The sequence below is a fragment of the Marinobacter sp. ES-1 genome (assembly GCF_000475255.1).
GTDB lineage: Bacteria > Pseudomonadota > Gammaproteobacteria > Pseudomonadales > Oleiphilaceae > Marinobacter > Marinobacter vinifirmus.
The window spans coordinates 1-18,657 of the sequence record NZ_AXBV01000034.1; the positions used below are offsets into that span (position 1 = coordinate 1).

An 18,657-nucleotide genomic window follows, 5' to 3' on the forward strand; every position below is an offset into this window, starting at 1 on the left:
TTTTTCATTTCAGGCCCGGGAGAAGTGATATACTGCCTCCCATCAACCACATCCAAGTTTCTGACGGGAGCCCTTCGATGGCGGCAAGCGATCATCTGGTCATTTTCGATACCACTCTCCGGGATGGCGAGCAAAGCCCCGGCGCCACCATGAACAAGAACGAAAAGCTTCGTATTGCCAAAGTGCTGGAAAAGCTCCGGGTGGATGTGATCGAAGCGGGTTTCGCGATTGCCAGCCAGGGTGACTTCGAGGCGGTCAAGGCCATTGCCGAATCCATCAAGGATTCCACCGTTTGCAGCCTTGCCCGTGCCCTCGATAAAGACATTGATCGGGCAGCAGAGGCTATCCGCCCTGCGGCCAGTGGCCGTATCCACACCTTTATCGCAACCTCGCCTATCCACATGCAGCACAAACTGCAAATGCAGCCAGACGAAGTGGTAGAGCAGGCGGTAAGGGCAGTAAAGCGTGCCCGTAGCCATGTGGATGATGTGGAGTTCTCCTGCGAGGACGCTGGGCGTTCCGAGCTGGACTTCCTGTGTCGTATTATTGAAGCGGCCATCGATGCCGGTGCAACCACGATCAACATTCCGGACACCGTGGGCTATGCCATTCCGGAACAGTTTGGTGAAACCATTCGCCAGTTGCTCAACCGTATTCCTAACGCCGATAAAGCCATTTTCTCGGTGCACTGCCATAACGACCTGGGGCTTGCCGTAGCCAACTCCCTGGCAGCGGTCAGCAGCGGTGCACGCCAGGTTGAGTGCACCATCAACGGCCTGGGCGAGCGTGCCGGTAACGCCTCGCTCGAAGAAATCGTGATGGCGGTACGTACCCGGCAGGATCTGTTCCATATCGACACCCGGATCGATACCCAGCACATTGTTCCGGCGTCCCGCCTGGTATCCACCATTACCGGTTTCCCAGTTCAGCCGAACAAGGCAATTGTGGGTGCCAATGCCTTTGCCCATGAGTCCGGTATTCACCAGGACGGCGTGCTCAAGCATCGCGAGACCTACGAGATCATGCGTGCCCAGGACGTAGGCTGGCACACCAACAGCCTGGTGCTGGGAAAGCATTCGGGACGTAATGCTTTCCGTACCCGCTTGCTTGAGCTGGGTATCCAGTTCGAGACCGAAACCGAACTGAACGAAGCGTTCACCCGCTTCAAGGCGCTGGCCGACCTCAAGCACGAAATCTTCGATGAAGATCTTCAGGCAATTGCCAGCGACACCAAGCAGAAAGAAGAGATCGGTCGCTACGGACTGGTATGCATGCAGGTTTGCTCCGAGACCGGCGTGGTGCCCAAGGCAAAGCTTACCCTTACCGTAGATGGCGATGAACACACGGTCGAGGCGGAAGGTAGCGGTCCCGTGGATGCCACCTTCAAGGCGATCGAGTCCCTGGTGGATTCTGGCTGTAACCTGCAGCTGTATTCGGTCAACAACATTACCAGCGGTACCGATGCCCAGGGGGAGGTCACCGTGCGCCTTGAGCGGGGTGGTCGAATCGTTAATGGTGTGGGTTCCGATACCGATATCATCATCGCCTCTGCCAAGGCCTACATCGAAGCCCTGAACCTCATTGCCGCAGGCGGTATCCGGCAGCATCCCCAGGTGGCGGATGTCTGAATCGGGTATGAGTGCGCTATTCAGGTCCATCGGAGACTGATGTGATTCAGACCGAAGCCGAGCGCCAGTTCTATCTGGGCATGTCGGGCATACGAATGTGGTATGCCCGCGATACCCTTCCCGGTGCTGCGCCAAGTCCGGATTACGATTTCGGGGTGCAGGAGCCGGAAGCGGTTGCTGTGCCTGAAGTCCCGGTTATGCCGGCTGCTCCGCGTGCACGACGTGCTGACCCGGAGCAGGCTTCCCGTAACCGGGACAAGATTGCCCGCCTGCAGAGCTTGATGGAGCCGTCAGCGAAGGCTCCGGCGAGCGTGGGCGCCGAGTCGCCTGTCAGCCCGGCTGAGGCGCCAGCTCCCGGGGTAGAGGCTATCGAGCCTGAACCTGTGCCAGCAGAGCCGGTCACGGTCGCTGAGGATGTGCCACGGCTTAATCTGAAGGCCTGGACCGGGCGGCGGGTTACCCTGATTGCCGAATTGTCTGAAGACTCCAGCCTGGCGCTGCAGGAAACCCTCGCCCGGAATATTCTTCGTAGCCTTGGCGAGGATGCCTGCAAGGCTTCTGATTCCTTGCACTGGCCCTTGTTCAATAACCTCAAGGTGAGCCTCAACGGCGCTGAACACCTTGCTGTGGCCCTTGAAGCGCTGTTCGGAGGCCTGTCCGGGCAGAAGGTGGTTGTCCTGGGTAAGGCGGGTGACTGGTATAGCCAGGCGCTGGGGCGGGAGCCGGAGGTTGTTTTCGAGACGTCCCTGGCCACCCTTGCCACCGATCCGGAGCGCAAGCGCAAGTTGTGGCACCTGATCAAGCCCCTGAAAGCCTGAGCACTGCCGTGGGTAAGCCATCAGTCCTTCTTCGCCCTGACAGCGCAGTGATACGAACACTGGCGTCAGAAGACATGGCACAGGTGATGGAGCTGGAGCGCCTCGGGCATTCGCATCCATGGTCCGAAGCTATTTTCCGGGACTGCTTCAAAGACGGCTACCGGCTCTGGGCCCTGGAGCAGGATCACCAGGTTCTGGGGTTTGCCGTCATCAACTACCTGTTCGATGAAGCCCATTTGCTGAATATTTGTGTTCATCCGCAATTGCGCGGTCAGGGTGCCGGGCGCCGGTTACTGCAGCACGCGCTGGCAGAATCCGTCAAAGACGGCATGGTCTGCATGATCCTGGAAGTGCGGGACAGCAACCGGGCGGCGATAGAACTCTATGCCGGTGAAGGTTTCAGGGAAATAGGCCGCCGGCGAGGCTACTATCCCGACGGTCCCGGCCGTGAAGATGCCCGAGTCATGGCTTTACGGTTCACCTGAGCCCCCTCTGGCCCGTATAATAGCTCGTTTTTCAACCATACCATTCAGGTTTCCGATTTCTATGTCTAACCTTTCCCAGGAAGTGGCCAAGCGCCGCACCTTCGCGATTATCTCGCACCCGGACGCCGGTAAAACCACCATTACCGAGAAAGTCCTGCTGTTCGGCCAGGCTCTCCAGAAAGCAGGTACCGTAAAGGGTAAAAAATCCGGCCAGCATGCCAAGTCTGACTGGATGGAGATGGAGAAGGAGCGGGGCATCTCGGTAACCACCTCGGTGATGCAGTTTCCCTACGGTGGCAAGCTGGTGAACCTGCTGGACACCCCGGGCCACGAAGACTTTTCTGAGGACACTTACCGGACGCTGACCGCCGTAGACTCCTGCCTGATGGTTATCGACAGTGCCAAGGGCGTAGAGGAACGGACCATCAAGCTGATGGAAGTTACCCGGCTGCGTGATACGCCTATTCTCACGTTCATGAACAAGCTGGACCGGGATACCCGGGATCCGATCGAGCTGATGGACGAGGTGGAAGACGTTCTGAAAATCGCCTGCGCGCCCATCACCTGGCCGATCGGCATGGGCAAAGGCTTCAAGGGCGTTTACCACCTGCTGCGTGACGAGGTGATTCTGTACCAGTCTGGCCAGGGCCACACGATTCAGGAAAAGCGCATTATCAAAGGGTTGGATAGTCCGGAGCTGGATGAGGCTATCGGAAGCTATGCCAGTGACCTGCGGGACGAGATCGAACTGGTGAAAGGTGCTTCCCACGAGTTCGACCAGGAGGCATTCCTGGCCGGTGAACTGACTCCGGTCTTTTTCGGTACGGCGCTGGGTAACTTTGGTGTGGACCACATGCTGGACGGCCTGGTGGAGTGGGCACCGACCCCGCAACCCCGTGAGACCGATCAGAGAGTGGTTCAGCCCACGGAAAGCGGTTTCTCCGGCTTCGTGTTCAAGATCCAGGCCAACATGGACCCGCAGCATCGCGATCGCATTGCCTTCGTTCGCATTGTTTCCGGCAGCTACAATCAGGGTATGAAAGCCCGCCACGTGCGCATTGGCAAGGATGTAAGGTTCTCCGATGCGCTGACGTTTATGGCCGGCGACCGGGAGCATGCCGAAGAAGCCTTTGCCGGCGATATCATCGGCCTGCACAACCACGGCACTATCCAGCTGGGTGATACCTTCAGCGCCGGTGAAGACATGAAGTTTACCGGCATTCCGAACTTTGCGCCGGAGCTGTTCCGTCGGATTCGCCTGAAGGATCCGCTCAAGGCCAAGCAGCTGCAGAAAGGCTTGATCCAGTTGTCGGAAGAGGGTGCCGTACAGGTGTTCCGGCCGATGCGTAACAACGACCTGATCGTTGGGGCCGTTGGTGTGCTGCAGTTTGATGTGGTGGTAGCCCGCCTGAAGAGCGAGTACAAGGTTGAGGCTATTTACGAACCGATTAACGTGGCGACAGCCCGGTGGGTGACCTGCTCTGACGACCGCAAGCTGGACGAGTTCCAGCGCAAGAACCAGGACAACGTGGCCCTGGACGGCGCCGACCGCCTTGCCTATATCGCGCCGACCATGGTGAACCTGAACCTGGCCCAGGAGCGGTACCCGGACGTCGAGTTCCACAAAACCCGGGAGCATTGAGCCAATCGCTCCCGAAGCTGAGGTGACCATGAGGCTGGTAGATGCCCATTGCCATTTCGACTTTCCGCGTTTCGACGGGGTTCGGGAGCAGGAGCTGGCCGCAGCCGCAAAGGGCGGGGTCAGGGCCCTGGTGGTGCCGGGGGTGCGCAGGGCCGATTGGGATCGTGTTCAGGCGTTGGCGAACCCGGCGCGCGGGATCTGGTATTGCCTGGGTATTCATCCGTGGTTTGTGGAAGAACACACAGAGGCTGACCTCGAGTTGCTCGGGCAACGGTTGGGCAGTTACCCCGATGGCTGTATTGGCGTGGGTGAATGTGGGCTGGATGGCCTGAAGGGTAGCTTTGAAGAACAGCTGCCCTGGTTTCGCGCCCAGATACAGCTGGCCACCCGGCACGACTATCCCCTGGTGATCCACTCGGTGAAGGCCCACGACCAGGTCCATGCTGCCCTGCGGGCTGAGCGATGGCAGGGCAGGGCGCTGGTGCACGGTTTCTCTGGCAGTTACCAGCAGGCCGGTAAGTTGGTGGACCTGGGGTGTTATATCGGCGTCGGGGGTGTGATTACCCACGACCGGGCCCGGAAAACCCGGGATGCCATAGCCCGGCTGCCGGCAGAAGCCCTGGTGCTGGAAACCGACGCGCCGGATATGGCGCCGGCCGGCGTTGAGAAAGGAATGAATAGCCCGGCTTGCTTACCGGCGATACTGGATTGCCTGGCCCGGTTGCGGGGGCAGGATGCGGAGGCCCTGGCGGAAGTGTTGCTGGCGAATGTGAGTCGCCTTTACGGGCGTTCGGAAAGCGTCCTTGCTCCATCGGGATAGGGGTTTAACGAAACACAGATAGGCAGGGTTGGCATTCCTGGTGGGTTCGAGTATACTTCGCGCCCTGGCTTTTCAAGGCGATGTCACTATCTCAGCCCCGAATGGTGTCAACGTCAACATACAGGTATGAACCTCCTCCGGATGCCTTGCATTTACCGGTGGTGGTTTTTAACGTTTCTTATATAGCGTTCAAGGCGGAATCAATGAAGACTCTGAGTGCGAAACCAGAAACAGTAAAACGTGACTGGTACGTTGTAGACGCAGCCGGCAAGACGCTGGGTCGTCTGTCAACCGAAATCGCCCTTCGTCTGCGGGGCAAGCATAAGCCTGAGTATACCCCTCACGTGGACACTGGCGACTACATCATTGTTATCAATGCCAGCCAGGTGAAGGTTACCGGCAAAAAGGCATCAGCAAAGATGTATTACAGCCATACCGGCTTTCCGGGTGGAATCAAATCCATCAACTTCGAGAAGCTGGTTGACAAGGCTCCCGAGCAAATCATTCAGAAGGCCGTAAAAGGCATGCTTCCGAAAGGCCCGCTCGGCCGTGCCATGTTCAAGAAGCTGAAAGTGTACGCAGGCGCTGAGCATGCTCATGCCGCCCAGCAGCCCAAAGAACTCGACATCTAACGGAAGGCGAATATGTCTGTAGCACAAAATTACGGTACTGGTCGCCGCAAATCATCCACGGCTCGCGTCTTTATCAAGCCGGGTAGCGGTAACATCTCTATCAACGGTCGCACCATCGAAGATTTCTTCGGTCGTGAAACTCTTCGGATGATCGTTCGTCAGCCGCTGGTGGTTGCCGAGTCTGAAGATCGTTTCGATATCACTATCACTGTTAAGGGTGGTGGTATCAGTGGCCAGGCTGGCGCAATTCGCCACGGCCTGACCCGCGCCCTGATGGAATACGACGAAACTCTGCGCCCGTCCCTGCGCAAAGCGGGTTATGTCACCCGTGATGCACGTAAGGTTGAGCGTAAGAAAGTGGGTCTGCGTAAAGCGCGTAAGCGTCCGCAGTACTCCAAGCGTTAATTGGCAGTTCCTGCCGATGGAAAGCCCGGTCTTATGGCCGGGTTTTTTTATGCCCGGCTGACGGAAATATTTTTGATCTGGCGCAGGGATAAGGCAGGCCAGCCGCCATTCCGGCTTGTAAGCGGTGGGTAATTTCATTACCATTTCAGCGCTTACATTTTCGGGTTGTGAAGTCCTTTTCGAAGCGCAGAGTCGGGTTTTCCGCATCTGTGCCTCGCCTGATGGGAGAAAACCATAATGAGTAATGGCGACGTGAGCCAAGGCCGGCGCCGATTTCTGATCGGTGCCACGTCTGTGGTAGGTGGTGTCGGCGTCGTCGGTGCAGCCGTTCCTTTCGTAGCGTCCTGGAATCCCAGTGCGAAAGCGGAAGCAGCGGGTGCACCGGTAACCGTCAACATCGACAAGATTGATCCAGGCCAGCAGGTCACCGTGGAGTGGCGCGGAAAGCCGGTGTGGATTATCCGGCGTACCCCTGAGATGCTCGAGAATATCGAGAAACTCAGTCCACGATTGAAAGATCCCGAGTCTACAGCAACCAGCCAGCAGCCGGAGTATATCAGTGGGTCTACGCGCTCCCTGAAGCCGGAGTTTATTGTGCTTGTGGGAATCTGTACTCACCTGGGCTGTGTGCCGACCTACCGTCCGGAAGTGGCTCCGGCGGATCTGGGCGACGAGTGGCTGGGCGGCCTGTTCTGTCCGTGTCACGGTTCCAAGTTCGATTTGTCGGGCCGGGTATTCTCCGGGCAGCCGGCGCCTCTGAACCTGGAGGTTCCGCCTTACCGGTATGACAGCGACACGACCATGACCGTTGGTCTTGATCCGGAGGCAGCGTGATGCAGAAACTTCTGAATTGGGTAGATGAGCGTCTGCCGGTTGTCGACGCCTGGAACAAACACCTGGCGAAGTACTATGCGCCGAAGAACTTCAACATGTGGTACTTCTTCGGTTCCCTGGCCATGCTCGTACTGGTTAACCAGCTGGTTACCGGTATCTGGCTGACCATGAGCTACAACCCGTCTGCGGAAGGCGCCTTCGCTTCCGTTGAATACATCATGCGTGATGTGGAGTGGGGCTGGCTGTTGCGCTACCTGCACTCAACCGGTGCCTCTGCGTTCTTCGTGGTGGTCTACCTGCATATGTTCCGGGGTCTGATGTACGGCTCGTACCAGAAGCCGCGCGAGCTGATCTGGATCTTCGGTATGCTGATCTACCTGGTGCTGATGGCTGAAGCCTTCATGGGCTACCTGCTGCCCTGGGGTCAGATGTCATACTGGGGTGCCCAGGTTATCGTTAACCTGTTTGGTGCCATCCCGGTTATCGGTGAAGACCTGTCTCTGTGGATTCGTGGTGACTACCTGATCTCCGGTATTACCCTGAACCGCTTCTTCGCACTGCACGTGGTTGCCCTGCCGATCGTCCTGCTGGGCCTGGTTGTCCTGCACATCCTGGCGCTGCACGAAGTTGGCTCCAACAACCCTGACGGTATCGAGATCAAGAAGAACAAGGACGAAAACGGTATTCCGAAAGACGGTATCCCGTTCCACCCGTACTACACCGTGCATGACCTGCTGGGTGTGGCGGTATTCTTCTTCATCTTCTTCATTGTTGTGTTCTTCTTCCCGGAAATGGGCGGCCTGTTCCTCGAGAAGCCGAACTTCGAGCCGGCTAACAACCTGAAGACGCCTGCGCACATTGCGCCGGTATGGTACTTCACACCGTTCTACGCCATGCTGCGTGCGGTCACGGTTGACCTGTTCGGCCTGGATGCGAAGTTCTGGGGTGTTGTGGTAATGGGTGCGGCCATCGCTATCCTGTTCGTGCTGCCATGGCTCGACAGAAGCCCGGTTCGCTCTATTCGCTACAAGGGCTGGTTGAGCAAGATCGCACTGGCCATCTTTGCGGTGAGCTTCATCATCCTTGGCTACCTGGGTATTGTTCCGGCAACGGAAGGTCGTACTACGGCTGCGCAGATTCTGACCGCCCTGTACTTCCTGTACTTTATCCTCATGCCGTTCTACACACGCATGGAGAAAACCAAGCCAGTTCCAGAAAGGGTGACAGGATGATGAGAAAGCTTATTTTTGGTCTCGTTTTCGCCATCCTGCCGGCCATCGGCCTGGCAGCTGGTGTCGCGGTTCCTCTTGACCCGATGGAGCCGGATCATACCAACAAGGAATCCCTGCAGCGTGGTGCGGCACTGTTCACCAACTACTGCATGGGTTGCCACTCCATGGAATACGCCCGCTACAAGCGCGTGTCGGATGACCTGGAGATCCCTGCCCAGTTGTTCGAGGAGAACCTGATTTTCACCGGTGCCAAGATCGGTGAACTGATGAAGAACTCCATGAACAAGGACATGGCTGCTGACTGGTTTGGTGCTCCGCCGCCCGACCTGACGCTGGAAACCCGTGTGCGTGGCGAGTCCTGGGTATATTCCTACCTGCGTGGCTTCTACAAGGACGAGACCCGTCCGCTGGGCGTGAACAACGCTGTGTTCGACCTGGTGGGCATGCCCCACGTAATGGTTGGCCTGCAGGGTCTGTGTGCGGTCAAGCCGAACATCGGTGTAGACGCGTCGGTAGAGCCGCTCAGTGGCAACATCAACAACGGTGATGTCTGCCCCGAGTACGCCATCGAAGGCAGCATGTCCGGTGCTGAGTTCGACCAGGCTATGTGGGACCTGACCAACTTCATGTCTTACATGGGTGACCCGGTAAAAGTAGAGCGCGAGCGGTTGGGGATTTTTGTCCTGATCTTTGTGGTGATCTTCTTCATCTTCGCGTACCTGCTTAACCGCGAGTACTGGAAAGACGTACATTAAGATTTAGGGTATAATCCCGGATCCTGAATTCCAGCGGGCCCAGTCGGGTCCGCTGGTTTTTGCGTTTTCTGGATTGTTTCGGTTTGTAGAATCGTGAGGTAGCTATATGGGCGTTGTGACCAAGCGGTCATCAATGACATTCTTTTCAGATCCAGCCAGTCATTACAGCCATCGTGTGCGTATTGTCCTGGCCGAGAAGGGTGTTACCGTTGACATTGTGGATGTGGATCCGGATAACCCGCCGGCTGAGCTGGCAGACCTGAATCCGTACAACGCCTTGCCGACCCTGGTGGATCGTGACCTGGTTCTGTACGAGCCGAATATCATGATGGAATACCTGGATGAGCGTTTCCCGCATCCGCCGCTCCTTCCTGTGTATCCGGTTGCCCGGGCTAACAGCCGGCTGATGATTCACCGCATCCAGAAAGACTGGTGCAGGCTGGTGGATCAGATCCTGGCGCAGCCAACCGGCAAGGCGGCTGATGCAGCCCGTAAAGAGCTGAAAGAAAGCCTGCTGGCTACCGGCCCGCTGTTTGCCGAGATGCCGTTCTTCCTGTCTGAAGAGTTCACTATCGTGGATTGCTGTATCGCTCCGATCCTTTGGCGCCTGCCGGCGCTGGGCATCGAGATGAACGAGAAGCAGGCCAAGCCTCTTCAGAAATACATGGACAGCATCTTCGCCCGGGAAGGTTTCAAGGCCAGCCTTTCTGACCTGGAAGAAGATATTCGCAGCTGATTGTCAGCCCCCGGAGCCGGGGCAGGAGTGGTTGAGTGTCGGATATGAGTATTGCCATGACATCCAGCCGGCCTTATCTGGTCCGGTCGTTGAATGAGTGGATTCTGGATAACGACTGCACGCCCTACATTGTGGTTGATGCGGGTGTGCAGGGTGTTCAGGTGCCCACCGAGCATGTGGCCAACGGCCAGATCGTTCTGAACATCAGCCCCGGTGCAGTTCGGGGCCTGGTGATCGGAAACGGCGCGCTGGAGTTCAGCGCCCGCTTTGGCGGTGTGCCCATGCAGGTGTTTATTCCGCTGCAGGCGGTTATGGCCATCTATGCCAAGGAAAACGGTGAGGGAATGGTGTTCGGTAGCGAGCCCGGCTCTCCTGATCCTGAGGGCAACGATGATGCGGGCCAGTCCAGGCGGGCAGATGAGCGCCCGAGTGGCCGGCCTACACTGAAGGTGGTCAAGTAAGCCTGAAGATGGTTGTGCAATGATGCGAAAAGCCGGATGGAGACATCCGGCTTTTTTCTTAGCCGCCGAAAAGTTTATGGTCGATCAGGTCGCACAGGGCGTTGATAATCACCAGCAGCAGCGGCATGGCTTCGTGGGGCGCCAGGTCGTTCAGTGCGATTTCATGGTCTTCCGGGTGCATCAGGGAGGAAATGTCGGATTTTTCCCGGGCGCTGAGTACAACCACGCTCATTTCCCGGTCATGGGCCGCCTGGATAGCCTGGATCAGGTTGGCCTTATGGCCGTCATCGACCACCACAAACAGCAGGTCTCCGGGTTTGCCGACGGCTCTTACCTGCCTTGAGAAGGTGTCGTTGAACCGGTTATCCCTGCAGATCGCAGAGTAGGTAGTCGCATCCGCCCCCAGGTTGATCGCAGGAAGGGCCGGACGTTCCTGGTCGAAGCGTGATAGCAATGCGGTGCAGAAATACTGGGCCACCACGTTTGCGTTGCCGTTGGCGCAGGCGACAATCTTGCCATCCTGCAACAGGGTATTTACAAAGGCGTCCGCCACCTGTTCGATGGCCGGGGCTGCGTGGCTGGCGGCCTGGGCTGTGTGCTCCATGTGGCTGGCAAACCACTGGTTAATTTTCTGTTCGGTATCGTTCATGCTGTGGAATCAATCTGCCTGAATTGCGTTTCGGATCCATTGTACCCGGTATTTGCTGGTGGAACCTGGTGATATGCCAACCACATCAATGCGTGTGGGGCTGTCCCAGAGGCCATGACGGTGCAGGTAAAAAGCGGCGGCTTTAACGAGTCGTTTCTGCTTTTGCCAGGTGATGGAACTTGCCGGGTCGACCAGGCTGTCGGTTTTGCGAAAGCGGACTTCGAAAAATACCAGCACACCGTCATCCATGCCGATCAGGTCAATCTCGCCACCACGGTTGTAGACGTTGCGCTCGAGGATGCGTACGCCGCGACTCATCAGGTAGCGGGCAGCCACGCCTTCGTAGTGATTTCCGCGTTGTCTTGAGCCTTCCATGGCTTTCCTGTTCAGTTGAAGGTTTCGCCTTCGGTGCCCTGCGGTTCCTGCTCGGGTGTTTCCAGGAGTTCCGGCTGGCCGTTACGGATCTGTGCCCAGAGCTGTTTGCGGTGGATGGCACCGTCCGGGGTCATGCTGAGCTCGCCGGTCTGGCCGTCAATAGTGGCGTCGCTGACTTGCTGCAACAGGGGCAGGCGCTTGCTCAGTTGCCAGGCATCGGCCCCCATGGCGAACAGGCGGCCCAGCTGGCCGCGGGTGCCACTCAGGTATTGCTGTGCCTGTTCCCGAAGCGGGTTGTCTTCGGCCAGGACCCAGGGGATATCGGTAAAGTTCACTTTGTTAATGTCGCGATCCTTGCCCGGGTCCGGCTCACCGCCGTAGATGATGGACGGTGAGTAGACCGGAAGGTCGCCGCCATAGTAGAAGGCGAACAGGGGGTTGAACTGGCGGGCAATGGTCGGTGTGGCGACCAGTACAATGCCCTGGGCGTCTTGCCGGCGCCGTGGCTCAAATTCCACGTTCAGGCCAATGGTGCGTTCTACCGCAATGGCCCGATTGCGAGAGGTGGTAATGCCCAGCAGGTCAGCGGTGACCTGTCTGAAGTTGTCTTCCGGGAAAAAGCGTTCGATATTCAGGGCGCGAAGTCCGTGGGTCTGTGCCCGGGTTCTGAGAGCCGCTTCTACCCGGTCGCCCCATTCACCATGGGGGATCAGCACGAGTACCTGGCGGACGTTGTCTTCGGCGAGTTTGTCGGCAATCTGGCGCGCTTCGTCTTCTGCGGACAGGCCAAACTGGTAGAGGCCCGCAGGTTTGCGGCTATCGCCAGGCAGGTAGTTCAGCCCCAGTACCGGAACCGGCAGGGTGTTCATGCTGGAAAGTTCGGCCAGCCCTTCTTTTTCCAGGGGGCCGACGATCAGGTCTGCGTTGGTTTCGGAAAGCTGCTGGTAGAGTTCCCGGAAGGAGCCGGCGCTGGTATCCACAATGCGGATATCGGTCTTGCTGCGGTCGGCGCTGTCGTCGCTGTAGTAGGCGGCCAGGAAGCCATCCCGGATGGCTTTGCCGGCAGCGGCAAGCTGGCCTTCCAGGGGCAGGGCAAGAACCAGGTGTTCCGGCCGGGAGGTTGCCAGGTTGGCCAGAAGGGCAAGCTTTTCCGGAAGGATTTGCGCGGCGGGGTGGCCGGGCCAGTTATTCTGCCACTGGCGGATCAGGCGTCCCTGGTTATCCAGGTCAATGTCCGGGTCTTGCAGGGTGTTGGCGAGTTCCAGCCAGCCTTCGATTTCAAAGCCCATGGCGTTATCTGATGCCTGTCCGAGCTGGTCCGGGGAGGTGCTTTTCAGGTAATTCCAGATTTCGTTATGCAGCTGTTGCGGGTCAGAGCTGCTGTCGGTCTGGGCCAGCAGGATCAGTGTCAGTGCCGCCGGCAGAGGCTTGCCGGCGAGGGCTTGGGTGCGGGCCTGGAGCATAGCGGCACGGGCCATGGTTTCGTTCGGATAACCCAGGAAGTCATCGGTCTTGCTGTTGGCAGTCAGTTCGGCGGCCCAGTCGGTATCTTCCAGTTCCAGGGCGCTGGCCATGGCCTGCAGCCGGTACTGGTTTTCCAGTTCCGGAACCGGATTGGCCATCTGTTCACTGCGTAGCAGAAGGCGGGCGTCTTCATGGTTTCCGCTGTTCTGGTAGCGGCTGGCAATTCTCAGCAGGTAGCGCTGGGCAACCATCTGGTTACTTTCATCGCTCGCCATGGCAAGCGCCTGTTCCGGGGATTCGGCAATATGGCTGTCGAGATTGACGGTGGCGCAACCGCCGGTCAGTAGCAGAATGAGGGCTAGCAGGGCGAAAGCCGGTTTTTGGCTGCAGTGTCTGATCATGGCAGGCTCGGTCGTCTCCGGATTAATGGGCTTGTGATGCCGCTGTTTCGGTGGCAAGTTTACCAGCTCCCGGCATAATTCACATGACGTGACTGTCATCGGGCCGGTGCCCCGGCAGTCGTTGCCCCTTTAACGGAGTTTTCTATGTCCAGTTCAGAGCGTTCGACCGATCATTCCGGTGGCGTGCTTTCTATTGTCGCTACGCCTATCGGTAACCTTGATGATCTCTCTGAGCGGGCCCGGCAGGTGCTGGCAAGTGCGGACCTGGTTGCGGCCGAGGACACCCGGCACAGTGGGCGGTTACTCCAGCACCTGGGTATCAGCAGGCCAATGATGGCGCTGCATGATCACAATGAGCGTGGTCGGGTGGATCGGGTTCTTGAAGCACTGGGGCAGGGCCGGAGGGTTGCGCTTATTTCCGATGCCGGTACGCCCCTGATCTCAGACCCGGGCTATGTGGTGGTTCGGGAAGCCCGCTCCGCCGGCTACCGTGTAACGCCCGTTCCAGGACCTTGCGCCCTGATTGCCGGCTTGTCGGCCGCCGGTTTGCCTACAGACCGGTTCCTGTTTGCCGGGTTTTTGCCTGCCAAGCGGTCCGGGCGCCAGGCAGCTCTGGAACAGCTGCGAAAGGAGCCGGCCACGCTGGTGTTCTATGAGTCGCCGCACCGGATCTCGGACCTGATGCAGGATATGGTTGAGGTGTTTGGTGCCGGCCGGGAATGTGTGCTTGGGCGGGAGCTGACCAAGACCTTCGAAACTTTCTACTCTGGCAGCGCGGAAACCGTGCTGGGTGAACTGCAAGCCGACCCCCACGGGGCCAAGGGCGAGTTCGTGGTGATGGTGCGAGGCGCCGAGGTTGCTCCTGCGGATGCCGGGTCTTCGGTGGATACCGACAAACTGCTGGCGCTGCTGATTGCCGAGTTGCCGGTAAAGAAGGCGGCGAAGATTGCATCGGAGTTGACCGGGCTGGGCAAGAATGAGCTTTACCAGCGGGCGCTGGCGCTGAAACCTGATTAAAGCCTTGCATGGTGGTGCCGGCACAGGTATTGTCGGCGCCGAGCTCGCCAGACAGTCGCCGCCGGTTTTACCGGGGGAGGAAAGTCCGGGCTCCGCAGGGCAAGGTGCCAGGTAACGCCTGGGCGGCGCGAGCCGACGGAAAGTGCAACAGAAAGTAAACCGCCTAAGCGCCTTCGGGTGCCGGTAAGGGTGAAATGGTGCGGTAAGAGCGCACCGCGTGGCTGGCAACAGTCCACGGCGATGGTAAACCCCACCTGGAGCAAGACCAAATAGGAATCCGTTGGCGTGGCCCGCGCTGGATTCGGGTAGGTTGCTTGAGGCCTGTGGTGACGCAGGCCCTAGATGAATGACTGTCCAAGACAGAACCCGGCTTATCGGCGAGCTCGCTTATTTTCCCTCCTGGTTGTGATGTTGATCATTCTCTCAAAATGGCCTTTATAGCCAAAAAATCTTAAACCTGAAGTTGGCTCTTCGGAGTTATTTGCAGGTGTTTGTTTTTTCTCCTTTTCTTTACCTCTTTTTAATATCCTCGTGAGTTTCCGGTCCGTAACTCGTTGTCATTAAAGGGAGTTTTCGTGATGTGGCGCTGTTTGCGGCGCTTGCATTGTGTATTGCGTGTTTCTATAGTGTGCGGAAGTGGGAAAAAGTGGTTTACAGTGGTTTTTTGTGGATTTCGCACCTTGGATTCAGCGTGAATGAGCAACTTTCTTGGCAGTCATGCCATCAATATGGACGCGAAGGGACGCCTGGCGATCCCGACAAAGCTGCGCGAAGAACTCACGCAGCTTTGTGATGGCCGTATTGTGCTGACTGCCAATGCTGATGAAGAGCGCTGTTTGCTGCTGTACCCGGAGCCCGAGTGGGAGCAGCTGCGCCCGAAAATCGAAGCGCTGCCGAACATGAATAAGGCCGCTCGCCGGCTCCAGCGCCTGATTCTTGGTAATGCGGCGCCCATGGAGCTGGACAATGCCGGCCGGATTCTGGTGCCGCCAACCCTGAGAAGTTATGCGCACCTGGAGAAAAAGCTGATGCTGATTGGTCAGGGCAAAAAACTGGAGCTCTGGAGTGAGGAGCGCTGGTTCGCCTGGCTGGACGAGTCGTCCGGAGATGAAGATATGCCGCCGGAAATGGAGGCATTGTCGCTATGACGGATAACCCGCAGGAATCCGCAACAGCATTCAAGCACCGCTCGGTGCTGCTCGACGAGGCCGTGGATTACCTGGTTAACGACCGGGGCGGTTGCTATGTGGATGCAACCTTCGGTCGCGGAGGCCACAGTCGGTTGATCCTGGGGCAGCTGGGCGAGTCCGGCCGGTTGCTGGGTGTTGATAAAGATCCCGAGGCGATTCGCGTAGCCGAACAGCTGGCGGCGGATGATACGCGCTTCTCCTGGTTTCACGGTTCCTTTGCGCAGCTTGATCAAGCCCTGGTCAGTAAAGAGTGGGCCCGGGTAAGCGGTGTTTTGATGGACCTGGGGGTGTCGTCGCCCCAGCTGGATGACGCCAGCCGCGGGTTTTCGTTTATGCGTAACGGTCCGCTGGACATGCGCATGAACCCGGAGCAGGAACCAAGCGCAGCTCAGTGGCTGGCGAGCGCCGATGAAAAGGACATTGCAGACGTTATTTTTCGATACGGCGAAGAGCGTTTCTCTCGCCGTATTGCCCGTCTGATTGTGGCCCGTCGCCAGGAAGAGGCCATCGAAACCACGCGCCAGCTGGCGGAGCTGGTGGCGGAAGCGGTGCCCAAGAAAGAAAAGCACAAGCATCCGGCCACCCGGACGTTCCAGGCTATCCGGATTTTTATCAACCGGGAACTGGAAGACCTGGAAGCCGGCCTGAAATCGGCCGTCGACCGGCTGGCTCCGGGCGGCCGGCTGGTGGTGATCAGCTTTCATTCGCTGGAAGACCGGCTGGTTAAGCGATTCATGCGAGACCTGGCCAGGGGGCCGAAAATTCCCCGGGGTGTTCCGGTAACCGCGGAGCAGGAGCAGTCGGAATTTCGCCTGGTGGGTAAGGCCAGCAAGGCCAATGAGCAGGAAATTGAAGAAAATGTCCGGGCCCGCAGTGCAGTTATGCGGGTTCTGGAACGGGTAGCCAATTAAACGGATTTGAAAGGGAGCGCGACGCCATGGGTGCGGTAGCGATCGAACAACCAGTAAAGACAACCCGGATTACCCGGGAGCGTGTGCGCGATGGCATGGCTACGGCGGTGCGTCTGTCCCGCCAGGTATTCGAGGTAACCCGGGAGCCGAAGGTGGTGATTACCCTCGCCCTGGTGCTGGTGCTGACCGCCTCGGCTATTGGCGTAGTGATCAGCTCCCACCAGAACCGGGAACTGTTCAATACCCTGTCCGGTTTGCAGGAGCAGCGCGACGGCTATCAGCGGGAATGGAGTCAGTTGCTGCTGGAGCAGAGTGCGCTGAGTAATCATGGCCGGGTCGAGAAGCTGGCGGCCCAGCGTTTCAACATGGTGGTACCAGAGCGTCAGGACATTGTCCTGGTGCCGCTGATGTCTACCGTTGCAGCCAAATAATAGCAACAACAAACTTTTGGGGTGGCTGATTTGTCCAGTCAGGGAACGCAGGCGACAAGCTGGAAACAGCGGGTGCTGACAGGCCTGAAGGCCTGGCGCTTCGGTACTGTGCTGGGCGTTTTCCTACTGGTTATGGCCGGCATCAGCTGGCGTCTGGTAGACCTGCAGGTGGTCGACAACGAGTTCCTTAGAAAGCAGGGTGATGTGCGCACCATCCGGGTGGAGTCGATTGACGCCCACCGGGGTGTGGTGGCGGACCGTCACGGTGAGCCGCTGGCGGTGAGTACGCCAGTGCAGACCTTGTGGGCCAACCCCTCGGAAACCGATCCGGAAGATCCCGGCCTTGCCGCCCTGGCCAAGATTATCGGCATGTCTGAAGGGGGGCTGCGCCAGCGCCTGCGTGACTATGCCGGGCGCGAGTTCATCTATCTGCGCCGGAAAGTTCAGCCTGCTCTCGCCCGGGAAGCGTTAGAGCTGGGTATTGGCGGCATCTACTCCCGTCAGGAGTATCGTCGTTACTACCCTGCAGGCGAAGTGACGGCTCACATTGTCGGTTTCACCAATATTGATGAAGACGGCCAGGAAGGGATCGAGCTGGCGTATAACCAGTGGCTGACTGGTGAGCCGGGTCGCAAGCGGGTACTGAAGGACAATCGCGGCCGGGTTATCAAGGATCTCATGCTGATTCGGGATGCCCGGCCCGGCAAGGATATAGAGCTGAGCATTGACCTGCGCCTGCAGTATCTCGCCTATCGGGAACTCAAGGCCGTAGTGAGCGCTCATAAAGCACGGGGTGGCACCTTGGTGATGCTGGACGTGAATACCGGCGAGGTTCTGGCGATGGCGAACCAGGGCTCCTACAACCCGAACGACCGTTCCCAGCTGGATCCGGCCAATCTGCGAAACAAGGCCATTACCGATCTGTTTGAGCCGGGCTCCACCATGAAGCCTATCGCCGTTGCAGCGGCGCTGGAATCCGGCAAGTACAAACCGGAAACCCTGATTGATACCTCGCCGGGCTACCGGCGTTTTGGTCGTTTTACTATCCGGGATTTTCGTGATTACGGCGCTTTGAGCCTGAACGACATTATTGTTAAGTCCAGCAACGTGGGGGTCAGCGATATCGCCACAGACCTTGGCGGGGATGTGCTGAGAAACCTGTATGCGCGCCTCGGTATTGGCCAGGCCACCGGTATCGGTTTCCCGGGTGAGGCCGTTGGTGTGTTGCCGTCCCGCCCGAAATGGCGCCCGGTGGAAGAGGCCACGTTGTCGTATGGCTATGGCCTGAGCGTGAATGCGCTGCAGCTGGCCCAGGCCTATATGGTGCTGGCAAACGGCGGTATCCGTTATCCGGTCAGCCTGTTGAAGCAGGAACAGAAGCCCGAGGGGCACCGGGTGTTGTCTGAAGAGGTGACCCTGGCGGTCCGGAATATGTTGAGGGATGCCGTTGCCAAGGGTACCGGTGGTCGCGCCCAGCCTGGCCTTTATGCTGCGGGCGGCAAAACCGGCACCGTGCACCTGGTGGGTGCCCAGGGTTACGAAGACAGCCAGTACAAGGCCATCTTTGCCGGTATGGCACCCATAGACGATCCGCGAATCGTAACCGTTGTGGCCGTTGATGCGCCGCAGTCCGGGGGATACTACGGTGGTGAAGTGGCTGCCCCGGTATTTGCCCGGGTTATGGGAGACGCATTGCGACTGCTGAATGTGAAGCCTGAACTGGAAGTGTCCGACGCCAAGGCGACGGCATCCGGAGAGAGAGGTTAACGCC

At 58.4% G+C, this 18,657-nt stretch carries 20 protein-coding genes and 1 other RNA gene; 18 read left to right on the plus strand and 3 right to left on the minus strand.

Annotated elements, in window-relative coordinates; translation table 11 throughout:
- The first annotated feature begins 77 nt into the window (after nt 1–77).
- The 12 genes from Q668_RS05720 to Q668_RS05775 all read left to right on the plus strand — a co-directional run bounded on the left by Q668_RS05720 (nt 78) and on the right by Q668_RS05775 (nt 10,448).
- Entirely contained in the window at nt 78–1,628 is a 1,551-nt protein-coding gene (locus Q668_RS05720; protein WP_022988659.1) for a 2-isopropylmalate synthase, read from the plus strand.
- Nucleotides 1,629–1,669: 41 nt separating this feature from the next.
- On the plus strand, nt 1,670–2,446 hold the full coding sequence (locus tag Q668_RS05725; protein WP_022988660.1) for a hypothetical protein: 777 nt from the start codon (nt 1,670–1,672) through the stop codon (nt 2,444–2,446).
- A 47-nt stretch (nt 2,447–2,493) separates the two neighbouring features.
- Entirely contained in the window at nt 2,494–2,931 is a 438-nt protein-coding gene (rimI, locus tag Q668_RS05730) for a ribosomal protein S18-alanine N-acetyltransferase (protein WP_227498300.1), read from the plus strand.
- Between the two features lie 61 nt (nt 2,932–2,992).
- Nucleotides 2,993–4,573, plus strand: coding sequence for a peptide chain release factor 3 (prfC, locus tag Q668_RS05735; protein WP_022988662.1), 1,581 nt, complete (start codon nt 2,993–2,995; stop codon nt 4,571–4,573).
- 28 nt (nt 4,574–4,601) lie between these two features.
- A complete protein-coding gene (locus Q668_RS05740) occupies nt 4,602–5,393 on the plus strand; it encodes a TatD family hydrolase (RefSeq protein WP_022988663.1) in 792 nt (263 codons plus the stop codon).
- A gap of 203 nt (nt 5,394–5,596) precedes the next feature.
- Nucleotides 5,597–6,025, plus strand: coding sequence for a 50S ribosomal protein L13 (gene rplM, locus Q668_RS05745; RefSeq protein WP_022988664.1), 429 nt, complete (start codon nt 5,597–5,599; stop codon nt 6,023–6,025).
- 12 nt (nt 6,026–6,037) lie between these two features.
- Nucleotides 6,038–6,430 (plus strand): 30S ribosomal protein S9, encoded by a 393-nt coding sequence (rpsI, locus tag Q668_RS05750; protein WP_022988665.1) that lies wholly within the window; start codon nt 6,038–6,040, stop codon nt 6,428–6,430.
- Between the two features lie 237 nt (nt 6,431–6,667).
- Nucleotides 6,668–7,264 (plus strand): ubiquinol-cytochrome c reductase iron-sulfur subunit, encoded by a 597-nt coding sequence (gene petA / locus Q668_RS05755; RefSeq protein ID WP_022988666.1) that lies wholly within the window; start codon nt 6,668–6,670, stop codon nt 7,262–7,264.
- Nucleotides 7,264–8,496 carry a cytochrome b gene (locus Q668_RS05760; RefSeq protein WP_022988667.1) on the plus strand — a complete coding sequence of 411 codons (1,233 nt, stop codon included), beginning with the start codon at nt 7,264–7,266 and terminating at the stop codon, nt 8,494–8,496. Before petA ends, Q668_RS05760 begins: the two co-directional genes overlap by 1 nt.
- A complete protein-coding gene (locus Q668_RS05765; RefSeq protein WP_036219344.1) occupies nt 8,496–9,251 on the plus strand; it encodes a cytochrome c1 in 756 nt (251 codons plus the stop codon). Before Q668_RS05760 ends, Q668_RS05765 begins: the two co-directional genes overlap by 1 nt.
- Nucleotides 9,252–9,357: 106 nt before the next feature.
- Nucleotides 9,358–9,987 (plus strand): glutathione S-transferase N-terminal domain-containing protein, encoded by a 630-nt coding sequence (locus Q668_RS05770; protein WP_022988669.1) that lies wholly within the window; start codon nt 9,358–9,360, stop codon nt 9,985–9,987.
- 56 nt (nt 9,988–10,043) lie between these two features.
- Nucleotides 10,044–10,448, plus strand: coding sequence for a ClpXP protease specificity-enhancing factor (locus Q668_RS05775; protein ID WP_227498303.1), 405 nt, complete (start codon nt 10,044–10,046; stop codon nt 10,446–10,448).
- 58 nt (nt 10,449–10,506) lie between these two features.
- Here the strand turns inward: Q668_RS05775 and Q668_RS05780 are convergent, their stop codons facing one another.
- From Q668_RS05780 to Q668_RS05790, 3 genes are read right to left on the minus strand one after another with little or no spacing between them, the layout of a single operon-like run.
- On the minus strand, nt 10,507–11,097 hold the full coding sequence (locus Q668_RS05780) for an SIS domain-containing protein (RefSeq protein WP_022988671.1): 591 nt from the start codon (nt 11,095–11,097) through the stop codon (nt 10,507–10,509).
- Nucleotides 11,098–11,106: 9 nt separating this feature from the next.
- Entirely contained in the window at nt 11,107–11,472 is a 366-nt protein-coding gene (locus Q668_RS05785; protein WP_022988672.1) for a YraN family protein, read from the minus strand.
- Between the two features lie 11 nt (nt 11,473–11,483).
- Nucleotides 11,484–13,337 carry a penicillin-binding protein activator gene (locus Q668_RS05790; protein ID WP_022988673.1) on the minus strand — a complete coding sequence of 618 codons (1,854 nt, stop codon included), beginning with the start codon at nt 13,335–13,337 and terminating at the stop codon, nt 11,484–11,486.
- 144 nt (nt 13,338–13,481) lie between these two features.
- Between Q668_RS05790 and rsmI the strand changes: the two genes are divergently transcribed.
- The 6 genes from rsmI to Q668_RS05815 all read left to right on the plus strand — a co-directional run bounded on the left by rsmI (nt 13,482) and on the right by Q668_RS05815 (nt 18,653).
- Complete coding sequence (rsmI, locus tag Q668_RS05795) at nt 13,482–14,354, plus strand: 16S rRNA (cytidine(1402)-2'-O)-methyltransferase (RefSeq protein WP_022988674.1); 873 nt, start codon at nt 13,482–13,484, stop codon at nt 14,352–14,354.
- A 39-nt stretch (nt 14,355–14,393) separates the two neighbouring features.
- Nucleotides 14,394–14,744, plus strand: an RNA gene (gene rnpB / locus Q668_RS16600) — RNase P RNA component class A.
- Between the two features lie 305 nt (nt 14,745–15,049).
- Nucleotides 15,050–15,502: a division/cell wall cluster transcriptional repressor MraZ gene (gene mraZ / locus Q668_RS05800; protein WP_022988675.1), complete on the plus strand. Its 453-nt coding sequence runs from the start codon at nt 15,050–15,052 to the stop codon at nt 15,500–15,502.
- On the plus strand, nt 15,499–16,455 hold the full coding sequence (gene rsmH / locus Q668_RS05805) for a 16S rRNA (cytosine(1402)-N(4))-methyltransferase RsmH (RefSeq protein ID WP_022988676.1): 957 nt from the start codon (nt 15,499–15,501) through the stop codon (nt 16,453–16,455). The genes mraZ and rsmH overlap by 4 nt, the downstream gene beginning before the upstream one ends.
- A 26-nt stretch (nt 16,456–16,481) precedes the next feature.
- The gene (gene ftsL, locus Q668_RS05810) at nt 16,482–16,886 is read left to right on the plus strand and encodes a cell division protein FtsL (protein WP_022988677.1); all 405 of its coding nucleotides are present in this window, start codon (nt 16,482–16,484) and stop codon (nt 16,884–16,886) included.
- A 30-nt stretch (nt 16,887–16,916) separates the two neighbouring features.
- Complete coding sequence (locus tag Q668_RS05815; protein WP_036219346.1) at nt 16,917–18,653, plus strand: peptidoglycan D,D-transpeptidase FtsI family protein; 1,737 nt, start codon at nt 16,917–16,919, stop codon at nt 18,651–18,653.
- Nucleotides 18,654–18,657 lie beyond the last annotated feature (4 nt).

Coding starts and splice junctions, on each gene's coding strand:
- Q668_RS05720 (WP_022988659.1), top strand. CDS start 78: ATGGCGGCAAGCGATCATCTGGTCATTTTCGATACCACTCTCCGGGAT.
- prfC (WP_022988662.1), top strand. CDS start 2,993: ATGTCTAACCTTTCCCAGGAAGTGGCCAAGCGCCGCACCTTCGCGATT.
- Q668_RS05740 (WP_022988663.1), top strand. CDS start 4,602: ATGAGGCTGGTAGATGCCCATTGCCATTTCGACTTTCCGCGTTTCGAC.
- rplM (WP_022988664.1), top strand. CDS start 5,597: ATGAAGACTCTGAGTGCGAAACCAGAAACAGTAAAACGTGACTGGTAC.
- rpsI (WP_022988665.1), top strand. CDS start 6,038: ATGTCTGTAGCACAAAATTACGGTACTGGTCGCCGCAAATCATCCACG.
- petA (WP_022988666.1), top strand. CDS start 6,668: ATGAGTAATGGCGACGTGAGCCAAGGCCGGCGCCGATTTCTGATCGGT.
- Q668_RS05760 (WP_022988667.1), top strand. CDS start 7,264: ATGCAGAAACTTCTGAATTGGGTAGATGAGCGTCTGCCGGTTGTCGAC.
- Q668_RS05765 (WP_036219344.1), top strand. CDS start 8,496: ATGAGAAAGCTTATTTTTGGTCTCGTTTTCGCCATCCTGCCGGCCATC.
- Q668_RS05770 (WP_022988669.1), top strand. CDS start 9,358: ATGGGCGTTGTGACCAAGCGGTCATCAATGACATTCTTTTCAGATCCA.
- Q668_RS05775 (WP_227498303.1), top strand. CDS start 10,044: ATGACATCCAGCCGGCCTTATCTGGTCCGGTCGTTGAATGAGTGGATT.
- Q668_RS05780 (WP_022988671.1), bottom strand. CDS start 11,097: ATGAACGATACCGAACAGAAAATTAACCAGTGGTTTGCCAGCCACATG.
- Q668_RS05785 (WP_022988672.1), bottom strand. CDS start 11,472: ATGGAAGGCTCAAGACAACGCGGAAATCACTACGAAGGCGTGGCTGCC.
- Q668_RS05790 (WP_022988673.1), bottom strand. CDS start 13,337: ATGATCAGACACTGCAGCCAAAAACCGGCTTTCGCCCTGCTAGCCCTC.
- rsmI (WP_022988674.1), top strand. CDS start 13,482: ATGTCCAGTTCAGAGCGTTCGACCGATCATTCCGGTGGCGTGCTTTCT.
- mraZ (WP_022988675.1), top strand. CDS start 15,050: ATGAGCAACTTTCTTGGCAGTCATGCCATCAATATGGACGCGAAGGGA.
- rsmH (WP_022988676.1), top strand. CDS start 15,499: ATGACGGATAACCCGCAGGAATCCGCAACAGCATTCAAGCACCGCTCG.
- ftsL (WP_022988677.1), top strand. CDS start 16,482: ATGGGTGCGGTAGCGATCGAACAACCAGTAAAGACAACCCGGATTACC.